The sequence below is a fragment of the Chondromyces crocatus genome, assembly GCF_001189295.1.
GTDB lineage: Bacteria > Myxococcota_A > Polyangia > Polyangiales > Polyangiaceae > Chondromyces > Chondromyces crocatus.
Genome location: NZ_CP012159.1, coordinates 7914447 through 7937490, shown reverse-complemented (window position 1 = coordinate 7937490; position 23044 = coordinate 7914447). Strand labels below are relative to the sequence as shown.

Genomic DNA, 23044 nt, shown 5'->3' with positions numbered 1-23044 from the left:
CTGCCGCCACCGCGGAGGGTGCCGATGCCGGCACAGACGCCAGCGTACCTCCCGTGGCCACACAGGGGCTCAACGCAGAGCCTGTGCCCCCGCCGCCACCGGATCGCCCGATGCTCGGCATCACCGCGTTCGTGACCAACGTCTACAGCGAGCCGCGGGACACCTCGAAAAAGCTCGGCTACCTCCGCGTCGGCACCAAGGTGGCACGCTCCGACGAGCCAGCCGGCAAGGCGGGCTGCCCGGGTGGCTGGTATCAGATCCACCCCAAGGGCTACGTCTGCGTCGGCAAGGAAGCCACGCTCGATCTCGACGACCCCTTGCTCAAGGCCGCAGGCCCGGGGCCGGACCTCAAGAGCGCGCTGCCGTACAGCTACGCCTTCGTCCGCGCCGTGCTGCCCCTCTACCTCCGCGTCCCCACCGCCGCCGAGCAGGAGAAGTCCGAGTTCAAGCTCAAGGAGCACCTCGAGTGGTGGGACCAGAACAAGGCCACGGTCCAGAAGGTCACCCTGGGCGCGCGCGACGTCCCGCTCGACGAGCGCGGCGTCCCCATCCCCGGCAAGAAGGCTGGGGAGCTTGGCCTCGCGAAGAACTCCCTGGAGCTCGGCGAAGGCGTGCTGCTGGGGGCTCAGACCGAGAACGATCCCATCCCCTTCTGGCTCGAAGGGGGCAAGCGCCAGATCCCGAACATCAGCGAGTTCCACGTCCCCGACTACGCCGTCTTCGCCGACCGTGCCCGCCGCTTCACCGGCCTCTCGCTGATCGGCTCCTTCCCGACCGGTCCCGAGTCCCACAACCGGCGCTTCGCCATCACCACCGACCTGCGGCTCGCCCCCAACACCAAGATCAAGCCGGACACCGGCTCGGCCTTTCACGGCGTGGAGCTGACCGACGACTTCACGCTGCCCCTGGCCTTCGTGCGCAACCGCGGCGCAAAGTCGTACGACGTCACCGGCAACAAGGCGACCCCGGGCGGTGAGCTGGAGTGGCGCGGCGTGGTTCCCCTCACGGGCCGCCTGCGCAAGGCCGAGGGGGTGAAGTACTACCGCACCAAGGACAAACAGTTCCTGAACGAGCTCGACGTGGGCCTCGCCATCGCGCCGGAGATCTGGCCGGTCGTCGCCGAGAAGGGCCAGAAATGGATCGAGGTCAGCATCAAGCACCAGACCCTGGTCCTCTGGGAGGGCAAGCGCCCGGTCTACGCCACGCTGGTCTCCACGGGGCAGGCGGGGATGGGGGATCCCAAGTCCACGACCGCGACGATCCGCGGCATCTTCCAGATCCGCAACAAGCACATCTCCGCGACGATGGACTCCAACGAGTCGACCTCCGAGGGCGGCCAGCCGGAGCGGGTCATCAACGCGAACGTCAGCCAGAGCGGCCCTGCGAAGGAGCGCCCTGCCGCGAAGGACGGCGGCAAGGCGGCGAAGGACGGCGGCAAAGCGTCCGCGAAGAACAAGAAAGACAGCGGCGGCAAGAAGGACGCAGGGGCTGCCAAGGCCTCGAGCAAGAGCGCTCCTGCCGCAGCGGCGGCGGCGCCCGCCGTGGTCCCTCGCCGAGGCGACGGAGAGTACGGCGTCACCAAGCGGCGAGGCGAGGGGCTCTACAAGCTCCGGGACGTCCCGTACATCCAGTACTTCGCCAGCGGGTACGCGCTCCATACCGCGTACTGGCACGACGTCTTCGGCACTCCCCGCAGCCACGGCTGCATCAACATGTCGCCCATCGACGGGCACCGCGTCTTCCTGTGGACCGAGCCCGCCGTCCCTGACGGCTGGCACACGATCATCTCCGGGGAAGAGATGGGTGAGGGGACCACCATCATCGTCCACGAGTGAACCTGCGCGCGTACCCAACCCCCGCTCACCCCGTATGCTGTCGGGAATGAGCGAAAGGGACGCGCGTGAACCACCTCTGGACCGCATCGCTCTCGACCCTCCCGAGGCCCAGCAACGCCGGCTCCGCCTGGTCGAGGAGCTGATCGCCCTCGGAGACGCGCAGACCGCCCCTGTCATCGAAGCCCTGCGGCGCGTCCCTCGGCACCTCTTCATTCCTGAGGCCGAAGCCGCGTACGCCTACGACAACGTCCCGCTGCACATCGGCGACGAGCAGACCATCTCCCAGCCCACCATCGTCGCGGTGATGACCGAGGCCCTCGCGCTCACCCCGCGCTCGCGCGTCCTCGAGATCGGGACGGGCTCCGCGTACCAGGCGGCGGTGCTCTCGCTCATCGCCCAGGAGGTGTACTCCATCGAGCGCATCCCCCGCTTCGCTCGGGAGGCCTCGGAGCGCCTGCGCCGTCTCGGCTATGCCGGGATCGAGGTGCGCTTCGGCGACGGGTACGCCGGCTGGCCCGAGCGGGCTCCCTTCGACCGCATCCTGCTCACCGCCGCGCCCCCCATGCTCCCGACGGCCCTCCTCGACCAGCTCGTCGACGGAGGAGTTCTGGTTGCTCCCGTCGGCGCCGCGACAGCCCAGGAGCTCGTGCGCATCCACAAGCAGCAAGGACGGTTGCGACAGGAATCGCTCGGTGCCGTCCGCTTCGTTCCCATGCTGGCTGGAGCGCTTTCACGTCGTTAGGATCTTGGTGGCGGCGTCGATCGCCGCCGCGAGAGCGCCACCAGCGCCTCGCCAACCCCCCTGACACCGGAGAGCCCCATGTCATTAGCGTTACCCCGCGTTCACCTCTTCGAGTGGAACGATCTCGATGGCATTCCCGAGCCGATACGCGAAACCGTCGTCGAATCTCTGAGCCGGACCCTGCGCTGGGGGGTCCTCCGTGAGCTCGTCACGCCCTTGACCACCTTCCTGAAGGAGACCGGCGCCAGCGAGATCCTCGACGTCGGCGCTGGGGCAGCAGGCCCCGCCATGACCCTGGTGGAAGAGCTCCAGCGCGCGGGCGTCACGCCGCCCCGCTTCATCCTCACCGACCTCGCTCCTCGCATCGGAGCCTGGGAAGAGGCGCGTGCCGCGCACCCCGGCTTCATCGATTTCGAGCCGAACCCGGTCGACGCGACCGCCATTCCCGCCGAGCTCGGGAAGGGGCGCGCCCGGCTCCTGAGCTGCGTGTTCCATCACTTCCAGCCCGATCTGGCGAAGGCCATCCTCGCCGATGCCGTCCGCTCCAACGTGGGCATCTTCATCCTCGAGCCCTTCGAGCGGAACCCGCTCGGCGGTGTCGCGCTGGGCTGCACCTTCATCCCCTCGGTGATGATCAACCCGCTGCTCAGTCCCCGCAACCGATGGCAGAAGATCCTGCTCACCTACCTGACGCCGATCGCGCTCATGACGAACGCATGGGACTGCTTCATCAGCACGCTGCGGATCCACACGGTCGAGGATCTCCAGGCGATGGTCGCCCCCTTCGGTGATGCGTTCCGCTGGCGCCATGGCGTCTTCCGCTACCCGCCGTTCGGCAAAGGCTATTACTTCTACGGCGTCCCGAACCCGGATCGACAGCGCGCGCCTACCTCGTGAGACACGGCTGGCTCGCGCGGAGCCGGCCTTCCAGGAGATTCATGCCGCTTCCTCGCGTTCACCTCTTCGAATGGAACGACCTCGACGGTGCCCCCGAGGTGCTGCGCGAGACGGTCATCGAGTCCCTCAGCAACACGTTGCGGTGGGGTGGCGTCCTCCGTGAGCTCGTCACCCCGTTCCGCGCCTTCCTGGAGGAGACGGGGGCGAGCGACGTCCTCGACCTCGGCGCGGGCGCCGCAGGTCCGGCGAGGGTCCTGGCGGAAGAACTCCAGCGTGCAGGCGTCGCGCCGCCACGCTTCATCCTCACGGACCTGGCACCCCGGATCGAGGCCTGGGAAGAAGCGCGTGCGGCGTACCCGGGGATCATCGACTTCGAACCGAACCCGGTCGATGCGACGGCCATCCCGCCCGCGCTGGGGGAAGGACGCGCACGGATCATCATCAACGCGCTTCACCACTTCCGACCCGAGATCGCGCAGGCGGTCTTCGCCGACGCCGTCCGTTCTCGTGCTGGCATCTTCATCGCCGAAGGCTTCGGTCGGAACCCGCTTCGCTTTCCCACCATGTGGCCCGCTGGACTCCCGGCGTTGCTGCTCAACCCGTGGCTCAGCCGCCGCCACCGACTCCAGAAAGCAGCGCTCACTTACCTCACGCCGATCGTGTTCGCCGCGAGCGCATGGGATGGCTTCGTCAGCACGCTGCGCGTCTACACCGCCGACGAACTTCACGCGATGGTCGCGCCGTTCGGTGAAGGTTTCCGCTGGCGTCATGGTGTCTTCCGCTACGCGCCTCTCGGAAAGGGAGTTTATTTCTATGGCGTGCCGCATCGTTGATCTGGAGGGCGCTCGGTCACGAGCGCACGAGGACGCATCGCGCGCGGAAGGCGACTTGCTCTCGGTTGGCGGCAGCAGCTAACCTCCCAAACCGTGCAGACAGGCGACCCGTTCGGCTGGGTGGGGTCGACCATTGACGGCCAGTTCGCGGTCGAAGCGCCAGCAGGAGAAGGGGCGTTCGGCATCGTGTACCGAGGCAGGCACCTCGGCTTCGACGTGCCGGTGGCCATCAAATGCCTGAAGATCCCGGCCGACCTGGGGTCGGGACAGCGCGACGAGTTCCTGGCCAGATTCCGCGAAGAGGCCAGGCTCTTGCACCGTCTGTCGCGGCGCACGATGGGCATCGTGCAAGCAATCGACATCGGCGCGGCGGCGGCGCCGAACGGCCAGTGGGCACCGTACATCGTGATGGAGTGGCTCGACGGCGAGACCCTCGAGCAGGACCTGAAGCGACGCCGCGCCGAAGGCCGAGGTGCGCGTGGCCTGGACGAAGCGATCCAGCTTCTCGCCCCCGTCGCTGCTGCGCTCTCCATCGCGCACGAAGAGAACGTCACCCACCGCGACGTGAAGCCGGCGAACCTGTTCCTCGCTGGCGGACGCGACGGCGATCTCATCAAGGTCCTCGACTTCGGCCTCGCCAAGGTCTTCGCCGAGACCCCGACGGTGACCGAGGCCCTCGCCCAGACGGGGCGCGCCTTCCGCGCCTTCACGCCCCAGTACGGCGCGCCCGAGCAGTTCAGCCCGCGCTACGGTGCCACCGGCCCGTGGACCGACGTCTACGCACTCGCGCTCATCCTCGTCGAGCTGGCCGCGGGCAAGCCGGCCCTCGCTGGCAGCGACGTGATCCAGCTCTTCGTCGCCTCCAGCGACGAGGCGCACCGGCCCACCCTCCGCGCCCTCGGCGTGGAGAGCAGCCCCAACCTCGAAGCCGTGCTCTCGCGCGCGCTCGCGGTGAATCCAGCCGCTCGCTACACCAACCTCGGTGACATGTGGGCCGCCCTCATGTCGGCGCACCGCGCCTCGGCGCGCCCCCTCCGCGACGCCGCGCAGCCTTTGCCTCCCCTGGGCGCGCGGCGTGACACCCTGCGCGTCCCGGCGCCGCTGCCCAGCATCAGCTCACGACCGCCGGGCACGCGCGAGGTCATCTCCTCCGGGCGCGGCACGACGCCCATCGCCCCGCCACCACCGCTCGTCCCTGCGGCCGCCCTGGGGGCCCTCGGCGCGCGCTCCGGCGAGGCGCGGCATGTCTCCGAGAGCCCCTTGGTGGGCCCGGAGGCGGGCGAGAACCGTGTCTGTACCATGATGTTCGTCGAGCTGTCCGACGCTGGCGCGCTCTCCGCGCGACTCGATCCCGAGGAAGTGAAGGACCTGCTCGACCGCGGCTTTCGCCTCTTCGCCGAACAGGTCGAGCGCATGGACGGCGTCGTCGAGAAGCCCGTCGCCGGCCGCGCGATGGCCATCTTCGGCGTACCTCGCTCCACCGAGCACGACGCCGAGCGCGCCGTGGCCGCCGCCCTCGGCTTCCAGGCCGCCCTCGCGCACCTCCGCGGCGCAGGCGCTGGCGCGGCGGCGGTGGGTGGCAGCCCTGCGCCCCGGTGGCAAGAGCCACGCTCTGCACGGGGAGGCCGCCTCTCGGCGCGCATCGGCCTCGCCACGGGCCGCGTCTTCGTCGGCCCGAGCGGTACCGCGAGCGGCGACCCGGGCACCCTCAATGGCGCGCGCGCGCAGACCTCCACCAGCAGCAGCCGCCCCGACCTCACCGTCATCGGCGAGGCCGTCACCGCCGCCGCGCGCATGCAGCAGGCGGCACCGCGCGGCGCCATCGTCATCGACCGCGACACCCAGCGCCTCGTGCGCCACCGCTTCGCCCTGGAGCCCTTCGCCGCCGAGCCGGACCTCGAAGCCCACCGCGTGCTCGGGAGCAGTGCCTTCCTGCCGGACATCGCCGGCGCCGTCTTCCATGGCCACGAGACCCGCCTCATCGGCCGCGGCGCCCAGCTGAACCGCCTCCTCATGACCGTCGACGAGGTCATCGCCCGCCGCGAGCCGCGCCTCACGACCCTCCACGGCCCCCCGGGTGTGGGCCGCTCCCGCCTCCTCGCCGAGCTGTCTGCCTCCCTCGTCGCCCGGGGAGAGCTGTGCCTCCTCGAAGCCCGCTGTTCCCCGCTCGACCGCGAGACCAGCCACGCCCTCACCGCGTCGCTCCTCCGCATGCGCTTCGGCATCCACCCCACCGATCCGGCGACCACCGTCCGGCACAAGCTCGAGCGCGGCGTCCGCTGGCTCCGCCTCCGCACCTTCCGCAAGGCCCTCCGCGCCAGGAACCCCTCCGAGCCGCCCCACACCCTCTCCCCCCTGGAGCTGCGCAGCACCGTGCGGGCCACCACGCTCGCCGCCGCGAGGAGCCGCGCTGCGACCGCCTCCGGCCCCCCAAGCGAAGCGCTCGGCCTGCGCGAGGTGAGCGACGTCCTCGGTCGCGTCGCCGCCGTCCTCGGCGCCGCGCCTTCCTCCGAGCGGGACGCCCTGGCGCGCAGAGACCAGCTCGCCGGCGACACCACCGACGCCAAGCGCCGCATCCTCGAAGCGATGTTCCGCCTCGCGGCCTTCGTGCTCGATCGCGTCCCCGTGGTGGTCGTCGTCGACGACCTCCAGTGGGCCGACGACGCCAGCCTCGACCTCCTCGAAGCCCTCACCGCGCGCGCCGACGGCTTCCCGCTCGCCGTGGTGTGTGCCGCCCGCCCCGAGCTGTTCGATCGCCGCCCCCGCTTCCGCGAAGCCAGCCCTTTCCACGACGCCCTCGCCCTTGCCCCCCTCGGCCGCCGCGACGTCGAGGAGATGATCCTCGACCGCCTCCAGCGCGTCCCTTCTCCATCCCCCGAGCTGGTCTCCATGCTCGCCGACCGCGCCGAGGGCAACCCCCGCACCCTCGAAGAGACCCTCGAGCTGCTCATCGACGCTGGCGCCATCGATACCTCCGCCGACCCCTGGCACGTCCGCGAAGCCGAGCTGGGCGCCTTGAGCCTCCCCCCCACCGTCCAGGGCCTCGTCCAGGCCCGCCTCGACCGCCTCGACCCCGAGCCCCGCGGCGTCATCGCCCTCGCCGCCGTCGTCGGCCGCACCTTCTGGGAAGGCGCCATCGACCGCCTGCGCAAGGCCACCCCCTCCGGAAGCTCCCCGCGCACCAGCGAGCCCCCCGTCCAGCTCGACGACCTCGACCCCCCTTTCTCTGCGGCCCCCAGCGATCTCGCCGCCCGCGCGCGCGACGAAGGCCCCACCCCCACCGCAGAGCTCCTTGCCCTTCTTTGCGAGCGCAACCTCGTCCGCGCGCGCCCCTCCGCCACCTTCCCTGGCGAGCGCGAGTACACCTTCACCGAAGGCCTCGTCTGCGACGTCGCCTACGAGATGCTCAGCGTGAAGGTGCGCCGCCGCATCCACCTCCTCGTCGCCGAGTGGCTCGAACAGCAGGTCGTCGGCGACGCCAGCGCCGCCCTGCTCGCCCTCCACCACGACCGCGGCGGCTCCCTCCGCGACGCTGCCGCCGCCTACGCCCGCGCCGCCTCGCACGCCCTCACCGTCGGCGACATCGCCGAGGCCCGCACCCTCCTCCTCCGCGTCCGCGAGATCCACGACGCCGCCACCGAGAGCGACGACCACCTCCCCTCGGTCCGCCGCTTCCCTTCGCTCGCGGGCAACAGCCCCGCCCACCTCGACGGCACCCAGCGCTCCCCCTCCTGGGAAGGCGCCGACCGCCGCGTCGCCCCCTGGCGCGACCGCGTCCGCCTCCGCCTGGAACTCGGCGACCTCCTCCGCCAGACCGGCGACCTCGAAGGCGCCGCCCGCACCTACGACGAAGCCCGCGCCCGCATCCTCCGCGTCGAGCGCCGCCTCGCGCCCGCCATGGACGCCCGCGAGCCCCACCGCTGGGAGTCCCGCATCGACCTGCGCATGGCCCTCGTCTGCCAGGCCCGCGGTGCCGTGCAGGAGTCCCTCGACCTCGCCCAGCGCGCCCGCGAGCGCGCCAGCCAGAGCGGCTCCGGCGGCGAAGCCGAAGCCGCCCGCGCCCTCATCGAGTACCTCGAAGCCAGCGACGCCGGCCCCACCCTGCGCGGCGGCTGAGCACCCTCACCGCGCCTCTCCGCTCACCGTCACAGCGCCTTCGCCAGCGCCTTCGCCACCGCGAGCATCACCGCGTCCCGGTTCTGCGTCGCCTTCGGCCCGCTCACCAGGTGGTGGTCCGCCACCGCGTTCGTGACGAACTCCACCTCGAGCATCGCCGACCGACACATCTTCCCGCTCAGGCCGATCCCCGGATCGCGCAGCACCCAGATCGATTTGTGCTGCGTGTCCTTGTCCGCCTTCGCCTCCCGGCTGCGGCCCTTGCTGTCGAAGACCTTGATGGCGGCGACGGCTGCCTCGAGCACGGCCTCCGCGAGCGCGAGGTCCTCCGCCTCGTTCGTCTGGTGCCCGTTCTGCTTCGCTTTGTAGAACGTCTCCGTTCCTCGCGCTCTCGGGTCGTCGAAGCCGTTGAAGTGAATGCTGAGCAAGATGTCCGCTTTGTTGCTCGTCGCGACGGCGACGCGGTCGGCGCCCGACGGGTTGACATCCGTCTCCCTCGTCAGAATCGTCTTCACCTCGCAGTAGTTCTTGGAGCGGAAGATCGCTTGCACCTCCGCGCTCGCGAGCTGCTGCTTCAGGCTCTGCGCATACTGGAGGGTCAGGACCTTCTCGCGCACCTTCGACACCGACGTGGCGTTGTTTGCTTTGCTGCCGTCCTCGTCCACGGTCCCCCCGTGCCCGGGATCGATGACGATGACCCGCCGGTCCGGGCACGCTTGCGTCGTCGCATGCACGTGCTCCGTGGCCCCCTCCCCGGACGTCGGGCTCGCGGGCACGAACCTCGTGTCGCTCATGGGTTCCCTCCTGGTGGCTCGAAGCCCGCCTCCTCGTCGCGCCATCGCGCAGCCCATCGGCGGATCGCGCCAACCAGCACCTCTCCCCGCGATGCCTCCTCTGCACCGAGCGAGGCCGCGATCCACGGATGCATCGCATCCTCGTCGCACTGGTGGCCGAACACGAACATCAACCCGGCCAGCATGACCACCGACGCCGACCGGCTCGCCTCCGGGAGCCCTCCGCACGTCCCGCTGGCCCGCGCGACCAGCTGCCGAAGCGAGGCCTCCCCGACGTACGTCGCCTTCTCCGCGTCGAGCGCCGCCATCACCCGCAACGCTTCGTCCTCGACCCTGCCTGGCCCGGCGACCCTCGCTCCCTCGGCGAAGGCGGCGAGCCGCTCCAGCATCCCCCCCGTGCGCCCGGGCGTCTCTCGGCCGAGCGCTTCGAAATACGCACAGGCCCCGCGGTGGAGCGCTTCCGCCCGGTAGCTTTGATCGAGATCCGGTACACCGAGCGCCGCTGCGGCCCAGGGAAGCTGCGGATCGCCGTCGAAGCCGCTGCCCAGAAGGAGCGCGAGCTCGACATGGAGCCGCACCGGACCGCGCTGGGTGAATCGATGCGTCGACGCCCTCGTGATGGCGTGCTGGATCACGTGCCGTAGCGCCACCTCGGTGAGCAGGCGGCACCGATGAGGCGCGGACGCTCTGCCCAGGAGGACCATCTCGTCCTCGAACGCCGCGCGCGCGACCTGTTCGAATGCCCTGACCTGTGTATCTCTGACGCGTAACACCGGCACCCCCCCTCCACACTGGAACCGCTCGGGGACCAGCATAAGCGAAGATGTCGTCGCCGACCGAGCGTGACGTTCATGCCATCCGCCGGAGAAGGGCCAGTCGACAAAGAGCGCAGGCGCGCCTCCTTTCGACGTCGCGCTTTCGACCTCGATTCCGGGCGTCGGCGACCGCCATCGGGAGCGCGTGCTGGCATCTGGTCAAAAGACCGACCCCACCCGAAGAGGCGCTGACCGCTGCGTCTCCGCCGCAAGCGCTGCGTCTCCGCCGCAAGCGCTGCGTCTCCGCCGCAAGCACTGCGTCTCCCGGGGAAGCGGGATCGCGTCGTGCCATGGAGGGCGAGGCATGCGGGACTCGAGGCATCGTCGCGCCCCTCTCGCGGTCGGTGAAAACCCCTGACCCGAAGCGACCTCGGTCAGCTCCCCTGTGTCGTGGATCACGACGGCCTGATGCGTCGGGCGAGACGACGCGCGCGCCCCTGTCCGGCACGCCAGCTGCTAGTTTGCTGCGACGGATCGTCATGCACGGGGTTCGGTCGCGCTGGGCCACGTGCGCGCCCCGTAGGCACCACGCGTCGACGCAGACACGATGGGTCGAGTGCCTGTCGCGGACCACGATCACGCTCACCTCGCCCAAGGATGTTCGTTGCGAGAAGAATCCAGCTCTCCTCCCCCGACCGCAGCGAGCGTCACGGCGGACGTCGCGCGCGTCGAGGCGACCTTTCCCCCGCGCCAGAGCGGGACCTCCTCGTCCGTGGCCTTCGAGCGCACCGTGGCCTCCTTGCTCGCCGGTGGCTTCCTCGAACACTACGAGATCATCCGCAAGCTCGGCGAAGGTGGCATGGGGGTCGTGCTGCTCGCGCGCGACACCAGGCTCGGGCGGCTCGTCGCCATCAAGCTCCTCCAGAACCGCGGAAGGTCGACCACGCGCCTGCTGGCCGAGGCGAGGGCAACGGCCCTCTGCAGACACGAGAACATCGTGGTCATCCACGACGTCGACGAGGCCGACGGCGGGCCGTACATGGTCCTCGAGTACCTCGAAGGCCGCACGCTGCGGGACGTGCTTTCCTCCGAGGACCGCGGACCGCGGCGCGCGCTCCCCCGAGGCCTCGCGATCGACATCGTGACCTCGGTCCTCCGCGCGCTCGCCGCCGCGCACGCGCGTGGCGTCGTCCACCGTGATCTCAAGCCGGAGAACATCATGATCCTCGACGCCGGCGGGATCAAAGTGCTGGATTTCGGGCTGGCCCGGTGCGGCGACGGCCTCGATCCGAGCGACGGCGGGACGCTCGCCTACATGGCGCCCGAGCAGTGGCGCGGCGAACCGATCGACGCGCGCACCGATCTCTGGGCGGTCGGCGTCCTGCTCCACGAGCTGCTGGCAGGTGAGCATCCGCTGTCGCCGCTCACCCGGGAGCGACTCGAGCAGGTCGCCGATCTGGATGCCCCCATGCCCAGGCTCCGCGACGCCTTCCCCGAGCTTTCGGCGCTCTCGGCCATCGTGGAGCGCTGCTCGAACAAGCGACGAGAAGCGCGCTTCGCGTCGGCGGACGAACTGCTCACGGAACTCACGCCGTTGCGGGGCCGGGCGACGTCGCTCGCCGAGGGCGAGCTGCCGTTCGCGGGGCTCTCGGCATTCCAGGAGGCGGATGCGGACCGCTTCTTCGGCCGCGAGCGGGACATCGCGGCCCTCACGAGGCGGCTCCGTCGCCAGCGACTCATCACGGTGGTGGGGCCCTCCGGCGCTGGCAAATCGTCGTTTCTGCGTGCCGGCGTGATCCCTGCCTTGAAGCACTCCGGAGAGGACTGGGACGTGCTCGTCCTGCGCCCAGGACGCGCCCCCCTGCTGGCGCTCGGCGAGGCGCTCGCGGGGGTGGAGGCGCGCGCCGAGGGCGGGGAGGACGGCCCCCCGGTCTCGGACGAGCTGCGCGTCGAGCCGGGCCTGCTCGGCGCCCGCCTGCGCGCCCACTGCCGCGCGCGGGGGCCCGGGAGCCATGCGCTCGTCTTCGTCGACCAGTTCGAGGAACTCTACACACAGGGCACCGCGCCGAGCGAACGGTCGGCCTTCCTTCAATGCCTCCTCGGCGTGGCGGACGACGCCTCGTCGCCGCTGCGGGTCGTCGTGGCCATCCGCTCGGATTTCCTCGACCGCATGGCCGAGGATCCGCGTTTCCTGGGCGAGGTCACCCAGGGCTTCTTCCTCCTGCCTCCCATGGGGCCCGAGGCCCTGCGCGAGGCCTTGCTGCGTCCGGTGGAGGCAGCGGGCCATCACTTCGAGGACGAGGCGATGCTCACGGGCATCCTGGACGAGCTGTCGCTCGCCAGGACCCCCCTTCCGCTCCTGCAATTCTCGGCCGTCGAACTCTGGGAAGCGCGGGATCCGGAATCGAAATGCTTGAAGCGGGCCAGCTACGAGCGGCTCGGCGGCGTGGTCGGATCGCTCTCCACCCACGCCGACACCGTCTTCTCGACGCTGTCGCTGCCCGACCAGCGCCTCTGTCGGGCGGTCTTCACGCGCCTGGTCACGCCCGAACGAACGCGCGCGATCGTGAGCCTGTCGGAACTCGCCTCCCTCGACGACGATCCCGACGCGGTGGAGACGCTGGTCCAGCATCTCTGCACCGCGAGGCTCGTGCTCCTCGAGGTCGGCGGCCATCCGGGCGCCGTCCTGGTGGAACTCGTGCACGAGGCGCTCATCGAGCGCTGGCCGAGGCTCGCACGGTGGCTCGACGAGAGCGCAGCGGACGCCCAGCTCGTGGCCCGGCTGCGCGCCGCCACGTCGCAGTGGCAGGTGGGCGGAGAGGCGCCCGGCTTGCTCTGGCGCGACCGCGCCGCCGAGGAGGCACGGGCGTGGTACGAGCGAAGGCGCGTGGACCCCGAGGTCGAGCGCGGCTTGCTCCTCGGCCGCTCGGAGGAGCGTTACCTCCTCGCCATGATCGAACTCCAGGATCAGGCGCGCCGGAGACGACGGCGCGCGATCGTTGGAGCGTTCGCGGTCCTCGGCGCCGTGTCGATCCTCGTGCTCCTCCTGGCCCTGAGCGCCCAGAACGAGGCACGGCGCGCGGACGCCGAGGCCGCGCGTGTCAAAGAGAGGAACATCGAACTCTCGCTCCAGGCCCTGCGTGGCCGCAACGCCACGCGGATCCTCGCGGCGCGCAAGCACAAGGACGATCCCACGCTCGTGCTCGCGCTCGCGCGGGAGGTCGAGCCCGACGCCATTCCGAAGGAGTGGGCCGAGATCGTGAGCGAGGCGCTCTCCTCGGGCGTCACGCGCCACGAGATCGCGGGCGTCCATGGTGATTCGGCCATCTACGCGGCGGCCATCAGCCCGGATGGCACGCGCATCCTCACGGCATCGCACGACAAGACGGCGCGCATCCTGGCTGCCGGCGACCACCAGCATCTCGCCACGCTGCGCGGTCACGATGCCTACCTCTGGTTTGCCGCCTGGAGTCCGGATGGCACGCGCATCCTCACGGCGTCGGGGGACAGCACGGCGCGGATCTGGAACGCGGATGGCACCGGGGAGCCGCTCGTGCTGCGAGGTCACGAGGAACACGTCAACTCGGCGCTGATGAGCCCGGATGGGCAGCGCGTGGTCACGGCCTCCGGAGACAGGACCGCGAGGGTGTACCGCGCTGCGGACGGGGAACAGATCGCCCTGCTCGCGCACGGAGCGCCCGTCACGGTGGCCCGGTTCAGCCCCGATGGCCTGCACATCGTGACGACGTCGCTGGACGGGATCGTGCGCGTGTGGGACGCGGACGGCAAGCGCGCGCCGCGGCTCCTGCGCGGGCACATCGGCGAGATCGTCGGGGCTGCCTGGAGCCCGGACGGCGCGCACCTCGCCACGGCAGGCAAGGACACCACGGTGCGCGTCTGGGATGCCTTCGCGGGCACCGAGCGCCTCACGCTGCGCGGCCACGAGGACAAGGTCATGAACGTCGTGTGGAGCCGCGACGGCAAGCGCATCGCCTCGGTGTCCAAGGACAAGACCGCGCGCATCTGGGACACCGAAGGCGCGGTGCCGCCGGTCGTCTTGCGTGGCCACAAGCACTGGGTCTACACGGCAGATTTCACCCCCGATGGCCGCAACCTCCTCACGGCATCGCTCGACACGACGATCCGGCTCTGGGGCCTCGACGAGATCGTCACGCCGATCGTGCTCGCGGGACACACCGACAACATCAACGACATCGCGTGGAGCCCGGACGGCGCGCGCATCGCCACAGCGGCGTCGGATGGGACGGCGCGCGTCTGGCGTGCGGATGGGGGAGGCAGCCCGGTCGTCTTGCGCGGCCCCACCAGGCACACGTCGGCGGCGACATGGAGTCCCGACGGCGCGCGCATCGTCACGATCTCTTCGGTCGGCAAGGCGCAGGTCTGGAGCCTCGACGATCTCTCCTCACCCATCTCCATCGGTCATGACGACCAGAGCCTCTGGCGCGTCGATTGGAGCCCGTCAGGAGACCGGATCGTCACCGCGTCCACGGATGGATGGGTGCGCGTCTGGGCGAGCGATGGCGCCGGCCTGCAGGCAGAGACGAGGGTCCCGACCGAACCCGACGCCATGGTGGGAGCGTGGTTCGAGCCCGCAGGCGACCGGGTCGTCGTGGCGGACGGCGTCGGGACCCTCTATCTCTGGAACGTGGGCCAGGCAGGAGAACGCACCGTCCTCACCCGGGACGCCGAGTTCGAGTCCAGGTACTGGACGGGCGCCCACTGGAGCCCGGACGGCGCGCGCATTCTCGCCTCGTTCGGTGGCAGTACCGCACGGATCTGGGATGTGCGCGACGCGGCGCCTCCGATCACGCTCCGAGGTCACGAAGCGAAGGTCACCTTCGCTTCCTGGTCGCCCGACGGCAGGCGGATCCTCACGACGTCCAAGGACAGAACGGCGCGCCTCTGGGCCGCGGACGGCGCTGCCCAGCCGGTGGTCCTTCATGGCCACGGGGACGTCGTCTCCTGGGCGAGCATGAGCCCGGATGGCGAGCGGATCGCCACCGCCTCCGAAGACACGACGACACGCATCTTCCGTGCTGATGGGTCCGGGCAACCCTTCGTGCTCGGAGGCTCTGCATTCGCCATCAGACACGTCGCCTGGAGTCCTGACGGCAAGACGATCGCGCAGCATGCCGAGGAGCCCTTTGCCCGGCTCTGGCCCGCCGTGGAGCCATTCCGTGGCCCTGACGACGTTCGACTCTGGCGAGCGACCTCGTACTGTATCCCCGTGCCGATCCGCAGAGAGCTGCTCCAGGTCACCGAGGACGAGGCCCAGAGGGACCAGGATGCGTGCGTGCGCCGCGTCCTGGAAGCTCGCGCCGCAGAGGGAAGTGCTGGCGGCGTGTCGGCTCGTGAGAGGGCGGCGCGGCCATGACGCGGAAGCCCGTCCCGCTCGGGACGACGCAAGAGCCTGCGCGCGAGGAACGGAGCGCCCGACACCTCGAGCGTCCCTTCCTGTTCGTGGTGCTGCATGGCGATCGGCCGACCCTCGGCGGTGCGCGGTACTCCCTCTGGGAGACGGATCTCGTCGCCATCGGCCGTGGCCCCGAGCGCGCCGCCTCGCGCGTCCACGAAGGGGGCACCCGGCGGCTCGAGGTGCGCTTGCCCGACGCGGCGATCTCGAAGACCCAGGCGCGCCTGATCCGGCGTGGTGGCGGCTGGGCCTTCGAGGACGCCGGCTCCAAGAATGGCTCCTTCATCAATGGCCGGCGCGTCGGAAACACCACGCTGCAAGACGGTGATTTCATCGAACTCGGCAACGTCGTCCTGCGCTACCGCGCGGGCCTCCCGGCGTCGCCCTCCTCCGCCTCGGACCTCGACCTTCAGGGCGCCGAGATCGGCGGCTTCTCCACGCTCGTCCCTCAGCTCGCCGACGACCTCGACGCACTGACGCGCATCGCCCGAGCGCCTGTCCCGGTGCTCCTCCTCGGCGAGTCCGGCACGGGCAAGGAGGTCCTCGCGGCGGGCCTCCATGCGCACGCGGGGCGTCCCGGGCCACTCGTCGCCGTGAACTGCGGGGCCCTCACCGCGTCGCTGCTCGAAAGCCAGCTCTTCGGGCATCTCAAGGGCGCGTTCACTGGCGCGATCCGGGACGAGCCCGGGTACGTGCGCAGGGCGAACGGCGGCACCCTCTTCCTCGACGAGGTGGGCGATCTCCCGCTCCCTGCGCAGGCCACGCTCCTGCGCGTACTCGAAGAGGGCGAAGTCGTGCCCATCGGCGGCACGACCCCGATCAAGGTCGACCTGCGCGTCGTCGCCGCGACGCACAGACCCCTCGACAAGATGGCCATCCAAGGTGAGTTCCGGGTCGACCTGCTGGCGCGGCTCTCCGGCCACCGGCACACGCTGAAGCCGCTGCGGCAGCGCATCGAGGACATGGGCCTCCTGGTGGGCGCGCTCCTGCAACGCTCGAAGGTCCGGGGTGCGAGCGAAAGCGGCTTCACCGTGGATGCCGCCAAGTGGCTGCTGTCGCACCCCTGGCCGCTCAACATCCGGGAGCTGTCGCAGGCCCTCGGCGTCGCGGCTGCGCTCGCCGAGGAGCGCCTCATCCAGCGCGCGCACCTGAGCGACCGTGGCCAGGAGGAGCCCGAGCCCGACGCGGAAATGAACCGCATGACGCCCGACGATCCCCTCCGCGGGCGCATCATGGCGCTCCTCGAGAAGAACCGCGGAAACGTGAGCGACGTGGCGCGTGACCTGGGCAAATCGCGGGTGCAGATCTATCGCTGGATGCAGAAGCTCTCGATCGACATCGAAGACTACCGTCCGTGATTGACGCGGACCTGTCGCGCGAGGGCCTCGCGCCGCCGCCGGGCCATGGCGGGGAGGTGAATCGAGCGACGCGCAGCGCACCGTACGGACTGGTTGACAAAGAACTCAGTGGACGTTGACAATCAGCGCCGCCCCTCACTACATCCATGGGTGATGACTGGCTCGACACGTCGCAAAGCAACTTCTCCGCCTGCTGGCGAACTCGAGACCTTCATCCTTCAGCAGGTGCTCGAGCATCCGGATGATATTGCGCGTATTACCGCCGAGCATTTCGGGATCACGCGCCAAGCCGTCAGCCGACACCTGAAGCGATTGGTAGAGGAGGGGAAACTTCAGGCTTCCGGCGCCACGCGCAGTCGCACATACGACCTCGCGATTCTCAGCGAGGACGCGTTCTCGCTCGACGTCAGCCCTGCGCTCGATGAGCATGAGGTCTGGCGAGCTCGTGTCAGCTCGTTGCTCCGTGGGCTTCCGAAAAATGTGGAGGCCATATGCCACTATGGCTTCACCGAGATGCTCAACAACGTCGTCGATCACTCCGAGGGGCGTTCGGTGACGATCGCCGTGCGGCGTACTGCCGCCTCGGTCGTCATCCTGATTCGCGACGATGGTGTCGGCATTTTCCGCAAGATCACCAAGGCACTCGACCTCTCCGACGAGCGTCTCGCCGTGCTGGAGCTATCCAAGGGCAAGCTCACGACCGACCCCAGAAGACATAGCGGAGAGGGGATATTCTTCACCTCCCGGATGTTCGATACGTTTTATCTCGCATCCGGTCCCATTCGGCTCTTGTGTCGAGGTTCGAAAAGCATGCTTCTCGACGCGCGTGAGCCATGGTTGCCGGTTCAGGACTTGCTTGCGCTCGATCCTAGAGAAGGGACCGATGTCTTGCTGGACATCAGCACCCAGAGCGAAAGGACGATGGAATCGGTCTTCGATCGATTCTCCGATTCACTCGAAGAAGATTATGGCTTCGTCAGGACTCAGGTTCCGGTCTCACTCGCGCGCTTCGGAGAAGAAAACCTGGTGTCTCGCTCTCAAGCGAAGCGCTTGCTGGTGAGATTCGAGCGCTTCAAGGAAGTCGTCCTCGATTTCAGCGGCGTGGAGACCGTCGGACAGGCCTTTGCTGACGAGATCTTTCGTGTCTTCCCGTTGGACCATCCAGGTGTGCGGCTCTCCTGGCTCAACGCGACATCTCAGGTCGAAAAAATGATTCGCCGGGCCATCGCGGCGCGGGGCGAAAGCTGAACGTCGATCGGGGGACCTCCTCGGCGTCGAGCACCGCCATCTCCCGCAACGCCGCTTCCTCGACGCGTCGTGGCGCCCAGCCGGAGCAAAACCGTCGCGGTGCCCAGCCGGAACGGGAGCATCGTGGCGCAAATATCCCCTCTCTCAGGATTTGCTGCCTGGCTCAGATCCTTCTTCCGGCCCGCTCGTAGAACCCGCCAACTCCGGATCAGGGACCTCGTGACGCCTCCGCGGGGAGGCGCAGCATCCCCGCCGGAACGATCTCGCGGTGTCCCGGGAACCTAGCGTCTTCAGAGGACACCACCACGCGCCACGTTTCACGGCTGGCCCTCAGGGTCGGAAGGACTCCGCCATGCGCTCTCGTCTCTCAGCTCTGTGGATGGTCGCTCTGCTCGCTGGCTGTGCGGCCGGCTCCTCCACGACCCCGGGCGCCTCGTCACCCGCCGGCGCCGAAAAGCCCGGTGCGGGCACCGATGCCGCCGCCCAGCCCGTCGCCGCATCGACCGATCCCGTGGCCGTCGTCGCCACCGGCGAACCCGGGCGCAAGGCGCACACCGGCCCCTGGATCGGCGCGGCTGGCGCCAGCGACTTCGTCCTCCCGGGCCGCCAGGAGACCCAGCTCGGCGTGTGGATCGACGTCCCCGAGGCCCTCCGGAAGGCCCGCGTCCCGGCCTCCGTCGCCCTCGTCGTCGACGTCTCCGGATCCATGGGCGGCGAGAAGATCGAGCACGCCCGCGAGGCAGCCCGCTCCTTCATCAGCGGCCTCGCCGACGGTGACCAGGTCTCCCTCATCGCCTTCTCCGACACCGCCCGCGAGCTCGTCGCCCCGGTGATCCTCGACGCCACCACCCGGCGGCGCGTGCTCTCCACCGTCGCCGAGCTCACCCCCCTCGGCGGCACCAACATGTTCGACGGCCTCCGCCTCGGTGGTGGCCGCGCTGCGAGCGCACCCAGCACCCACGCCGTACGCCGCGTCGTCCTCATCTCGGACGGCCAGGCCAACGTCGGCCCCTCGTCGCCGGAGGTCCTCGGAGCGCTGGCCCAGCAAGGCGCGGAGCGCGGCGTGCAGGTCACCTCGCTCGGCGTCGGCGTCGACTACGACGAGAGCACCCTCAACGCCCTCGCCATCCACTCGAGCGGCCGCCTCTACCACATGACCCGCTCCGACGAGATGCCCGAGATCCTGTCCAAGGAGCTGGCGCTGCTCCAGGGCACGGCAGCCACCGACGCCTTCGTCGAGATCGTCCCTGCGCCAGGCGTGGAGCTGCTCGGCGTCCAGGGCGCGCGTGTCGAGCGGGCTTCGGATGGCGCCATCCGCGTCCGTCTCGGCACCATGTTCGCCGGGCAGCACCGGGAGATGCTCGTGCGCGCACGCCTCCAGGCGCCGTCGGAGGGCGCGCACGCGCTGGCCAGCGTGCGGCTCCACTTCCGCGACCCCGGCGAGGGCAACCTGGAGCGCGTGCAGGAGATCGTGGCGCGCTACCAGGTGACGCCGGACACGCGGCTCGTCGCGGCCCACCAGAACGCGCGCACGCAGACCATCGCCGCGATGATGGACGCCGGCCAGGCCGCCGTGGACGCCGCGCAGCAGCTGAACACCGGCGACTTCGAGGCCGCCGACAAGGTGCTCGCCGTCGCCGAGAAGAAGCTCAAGGACACCGCGGCCAAGGCCACCTCGAAGAACGAGCAAGAGCGCGCCCTGGCCGCCGCCGCTTCGGTCTCCAAGCAGCGCACGACGACGCGCGCCGCCGCCGCTGCGCCAGCCCCTGCGCGCCGCGCCACCGTGCTGGAGATGAACGGCGCAGGCATGCAGCAGATGGGCTACTGAGCCGAGCGCGATGCCGCGCGGCCATGGTAAAGCCGGCCCTGGATGACAGGGGTCGACGAGACGGCGAGGTGGCGCGCGCGAGGACGTCGTGCGCTGGCCAGCGCCGCCTGTGTCGGGGCCCTTCTTCTCGGCCTGTCCGCGTGCGAACGAGCCTCGAGCACCTGCCCCTCGGGGGTCGCGCACGATCCCCCCCGTGCTCGGGCGCTCCTCACGCAGCTCTCGACGACCGACGAAGGAAAAACTCTCCTCCAGCGTCTTCCTGTCACCACGCCGTCGCTCTGCTTCGGCCAGGTGCCCGTCTCCGCGATCGACGACACGGGCACCCTCCTGCTCGACGACCGCTTGCCTGATGCCGAGGCAGCTGCGCGCCTCGGACATCTGCTCCTCCATCGCGTCGAGGGCTCCCCGGCGCCTCGCGCTGGAGAGCCGGACTGTGACGCTGCCGTCCACCGTGCCCTCACCGCCGAGGCCCGTGCCTTTGCCCTGGAGCTTCGCCTGCGTCGGGCACTGGGGGTGACCTCGACCCGGTACGCTTTCGAGGCGGATGTCTGGCGCGTGACCCCGGAGGCCCACCAGCAGACGATCCTGACCTGGCTGGTGGCGCATCCGGGCGGCGGTGAGGGCGTGGACGCACTCGGAGAGGGCTACCGGCGACGCTGCGAAGGCCGTTGACGCCTCATGACGGGCTTGCCGAGGCGGCGCCGGCGTTCGATGCGTTCGGTGGCGTCGAGCCCTCCCTGGGTCAAGACCGCCCAGGGGACGCGCTCCGCTCGAAGGGATGGCCGGCTCAGGGAGACGGCCAGTTCGAATGGCCGACCGGGCCATTCACCAGCGTGAAGCTGCTCGACTGCTGCGCCGAGAGGTTGATGAAGCCGAAGCCATCAATAACGCGCGAAGGGACGCTCAGCGTAATGACGATGTTCGCGATGTCGCAGTTCCCGACCAGGTGTCCCACGCGCATCGGCACATTCGCGCTCGTGAGTTTTTTCGTGTGCAGTACCTCGCCGGCCGTCACCTGGCCGTACTGCGTGAGTTCTGAAATCAGCAGATTTCCGCGCTTGACGGTCAGTGTGTACTGACCCGATGCCTGGGGTTGCCACGCGCCGTAGTCGATTTCAACGAGCTGATCCTTCGAGGTGTAGGAAAGGCAACCGCAATTCAGTGCCGGATGGACGTTCGGGGGTGGTGTGGTCGCGTCCACGCCGATTCGCGGCAAGAACAGGCGGCTGCTGTACCGCGTGTTGTCGATGAGCAAGAGCCGCTCGAACGGCCCGTGCACGGACGGCTTGCCCTCGGCGTCGAAGAACTCGATCTTCAAGACCAGGTGCCCATTGTCCGCCGTCGTAGTGGCGATCTGCGCAGCGAGATGGGGATTGTACCAGGTCTCCTCGGGGGGTCGGATGGCGAACAGCTTCTGGTTCGACGTCGTGTCCACCGTCTCGAAGCAGGGCGGAAGCAGCGCGTCGCTCCAGCGCAGATCCGTGAATCGGTTGGTGATGATGCGCGTTTTCTCGGTGCCGAGAGGCGTCGCCGAGATCCTGTAATAGCGGATGCCTGCTTCCCAGGCTTTTCTGTGGTTGAGCATCAAGCTCAGGGTGCCACCGAAGGGGAGATCGTCGTATTCACCGAAATAGTAGCCGGCCGGGGTGTTCGCCTTGCCGTCGTTCGGACCGGGTACTGCTGGGTTCACTGCCGAGGCGGTGATGTGCTGGAACGGGACCAGCCCGATGCCGAGGCACAGCTCGTCGAACACGCGAATCTTCCTGGCGAGAATGCCGATCTCCGTGTCGCAGGAGACGAACGCCTCCTGAGACGAGACCATCTCCACGCCCCAGGGAGCCGTCGGGCACTGGGGCAGCTCGGTACTGAGCACACCCGTCGGCAGGTCCAGGCGCATCACCGAGTTCGCGTCTCGGTTGGCGATGTAGATGGCCGTGTGCTCCTCGTTGGCCCAGCTCATGAACCCAGGGACACCTCCGAGCTGGTACGTGGCCTCCGTCGAGACGGTGACGGGCTCGCTCGACCCGTCGGGCACCTCTAAGACGTGGAGCGCGCCGCTCCGGTCGGCCACATACACCGTCACGCCGCCGCCTTGTGCTTCGACGAGCAGTCCGACCCCGACGCTGAGCTCCCTCACGATCTCCGTCTTGGTGTTGCTCGTGCGATCGAGCCGCCAGACCGACGTCTCGTCGACGACGTAGAGCGTCTCGCTGTCCCCGCTCAGTTGTTGCGGATCCATGAGGCTGGTGATGAGCGTCTTCGGCTTCAGGCCGTACACCGGAGTTGCGTGGTCGTTCGCCCGCCTCACGACGCAGACGCAGGCCTCGAAGCTGTCGTCATTGTTCGATTCGATGAGGCCGGACAGGAAGATCTCGTTCTCGTCCTCGGACAGCATCAGATCGCGCATGTCTCCATACGCAGGCGTCACCTCCACGGGCTTCCCGCCGAGCAGGTACGTGGCCCACTCGATGCGCGTGCCGTCATCCGCGTGGTAAACGCGCCCAGCGACGATCTCGGGGGCGTCGCTCGCCAGGATTCTCATGGCGAAGCACTTGCCCTCCGGCGGGAGGCTGGCCACGTGAAGGACGTCGCCGTGCGGCTGATTCCAGTTGATGCCTGCCAGGACCTCCTTGGTGATGCCTGCCAGGGAGTTGATCGCTGGCAGATCGTGGATTCGTGCACCATGCAGCGCCCTGTGCTGCTGTCCGCCGCTCATGATCTGCAGGTCGGTCTCTCCATCGTCGTTCAGGTCGTGCTTTGTGCCGAGCAGCGCATTGCCTTGCGTCAGGAGCGCGGGCTCGTTCAACGGCATCCTGGAGACGACGCCCGCTCTCCCGTTGCCGCACGTGTTGATGAAGTAAAGGAATTCCGACGTGCGGCTGTAGTGCATCCCTCGGACATTGTTCAGATAATACGGTCTGGCTTCGTAGGACATGATCCATCCCCCCATGTTCGAACCATGAAATGCGCAACCGAAGGCCTCTGCATGCAATGGGTGCGATGCGGAGCCGAGAGAAGGTGCTCTCCTTTCGCTCGGGCGCTTGTGGCGCCGTGCTGGTGACGTCGTCGAGCAGCATTCACTTGTGACGTGGCCGCATCTCGCCGCCGCGTGATGAACCGCGGCCCGTTGGCCAGCGGCGAACCCCTGTGGAAAGGTCATGGCCGTCGTCACGGCATCGACCCCCGGGCTACCGATTCCTCCCC

General features: G+C 69.3%; 13 protein-coding genes. 10 read left to right on the top strand and 3 right to left on the bottom strand.

Annotation, left to right across the window (positions count from 1 at the left end; all coding sequences use genetic code 11):
• Positions 1–53 precede the first annotated feature (53 nt).
• The 5 genes from CMC5_RS28495 (at position 54) to CMC5_RS28475 (ending at position 8423) form a co-directional block, all read left to right on the top strand.
• Complete coding sequence (locus CMC5_RS28495) at positions 54–1835, top strand: L,D-transpeptidase (protein WP_425394815.1); 1782 nt, start codon at positions 54–56, stop codon at positions 1833–1835.
• 46 nt (positions 1836–1881) lie between these two features.
• Positions 1882–2577 carry a protein-L-isoaspartate(D-aspartate) O-methyltransferase gene (locus CMC5_RS28490; protein WP_050436184.1) on the top strand — a complete coding sequence of 232 codons (696 nt, stop codon included), beginning with the start codon at positions 1882–1884 and terminating at the stop codon, positions 2575–2577.
• Between the two features lie 78 nt (positions 2578–2655).
• Entirely contained in the window at positions 2656–3474 is an 819-nt protein-coding gene (locus CMC5_RS28485; protein ID WP_050433350.1) for a hypothetical protein, read from the top strand.
• A 41-nt stretch (positions 3475–3515) separates the two neighbouring features.
• Positions 3516–4307 (top strand): class I SAM-dependent methyltransferase, encoded by a 792-nt coding sequence (locus CMC5_RS28480; protein ID WP_050433349.1) that lies wholly within the window; start codon positions 3516–3518, stop codon positions 4305–4307.
• Between the two features lie 93 nt (positions 4308–4400).
• Positions 4401–8423: a serine/threonine-protein kinase gene (locus CMC5_RS28475; RefSeq protein ID WP_063796363.1), complete on the top strand. Its 4023-nt coding sequence runs from the start codon at positions 4401–4403 to the stop codon at positions 8421–8423.
• Between the two features lie 29 nt (positions 8424–8452).
• Here the strand turns inward: CMC5_RS28475 and CMC5_RS28470 are convergent, their stop codons facing one another.
• The gene (locus CMC5_RS28470) at positions 8453–9217 is read right to left on the bottom strand and encodes an N-acetylmuramoyl-L-alanine amidase family protein (RefSeq protein WP_050433348.1); all 765 of its coding nucleotides are present in this window, start codon (positions 9215–9217) and stop codon (positions 8453–8455) included.
• Positions 9214–9921 carry a hypothetical protein gene (locus tag CMC5_RS28465; protein ID WP_156338920.1) on the bottom strand — a complete coding sequence of 236 codons (708 nt, stop codon included), beginning with the start codon at positions 9919–9921 and terminating at the stop codon, positions 9214–9216. Before CMC5_RS28465 ends, CMC5_RS28470 begins: the two co-directional genes overlap by 4 nt.
• Before the next feature lie 715 nt (positions 9922–10636).
• Between CMC5_RS28465 and CMC5_RS28460 the strand changes: the two genes are divergently transcribed.
• The 5 genes from CMC5_RS28460 to CMC5_RS28440 all read left to right on the top strand — a co-directional run bounded on the left by CMC5_RS28460 (position 10637) and on the right by CMC5_RS28440 (position 20512).
• Positions 10637–15367 (top strand): nSTAND1 domain-containing NTPase, encoded by a 4731-nt coding sequence (locus CMC5_RS28460; protein WP_169796692.1) that lies wholly within the window; start codon positions 10637–10639, stop codon positions 15365–15367.
• Positions 15364–16764, top strand: coding sequence for an FHA and sigma-54 interaction domain-containing protein (locus tag CMC5_RS28455; RefSeq protein ID WP_050433346.1), 1401 nt, complete (start codon positions 15364–15366; stop codon positions 16762–16764). The genes CMC5_RS28460 and CMC5_RS28455 overlap by 4 nt, the downstream gene beginning before the upstream one ends.
• 108 nt (positions 16765–16872) lie before the next feature.
• Entirely contained in the window at positions 16873–18012 is a 1140-nt protein-coding gene (locus tag CMC5_RS28450) for an STAS-like domain-containing protein (protein ID WP_218920082.1), read from the top strand.
• A 352-nt stretch (positions 18013–18364) separates the two neighbouring features.
• Entirely contained in the window at positions 18365–19840 is a 1476-nt protein-coding gene (locus tag CMC5_RS28445; protein ID WP_050433344.1) for a vWA domain-containing protein, read from the top strand.
• A gap of 42 nt (positions 19841–19882) precedes the next feature.
• Positions 19883–20512, top strand: coding sequence for an ImmA/IrrE family metallo-endopeptidase (locus CMC5_RS28440; protein ID WP_050433343.1), 630 nt, complete (start codon positions 19883–19885; stop codon positions 20510–20512).
• A 115-nt stretch (positions 20513–20627) separates the two neighbouring features.
• On the opposite strand, the gene CMC5_RS28435 is transcribed toward CMC5_RS28440, so the two are convergent.
• Positions 20628–22775 (bottom strand): NHL repeat-containing protein, encoded by a 2148-nt coding sequence (locus tag CMC5_RS28435; RefSeq protein WP_156338919.1) that lies wholly within the window; start codon positions 22773–22775, stop codon positions 20628–20630.
• Between the last annotated feature and the right edge of the window lie 269 nt (positions 22776–23044).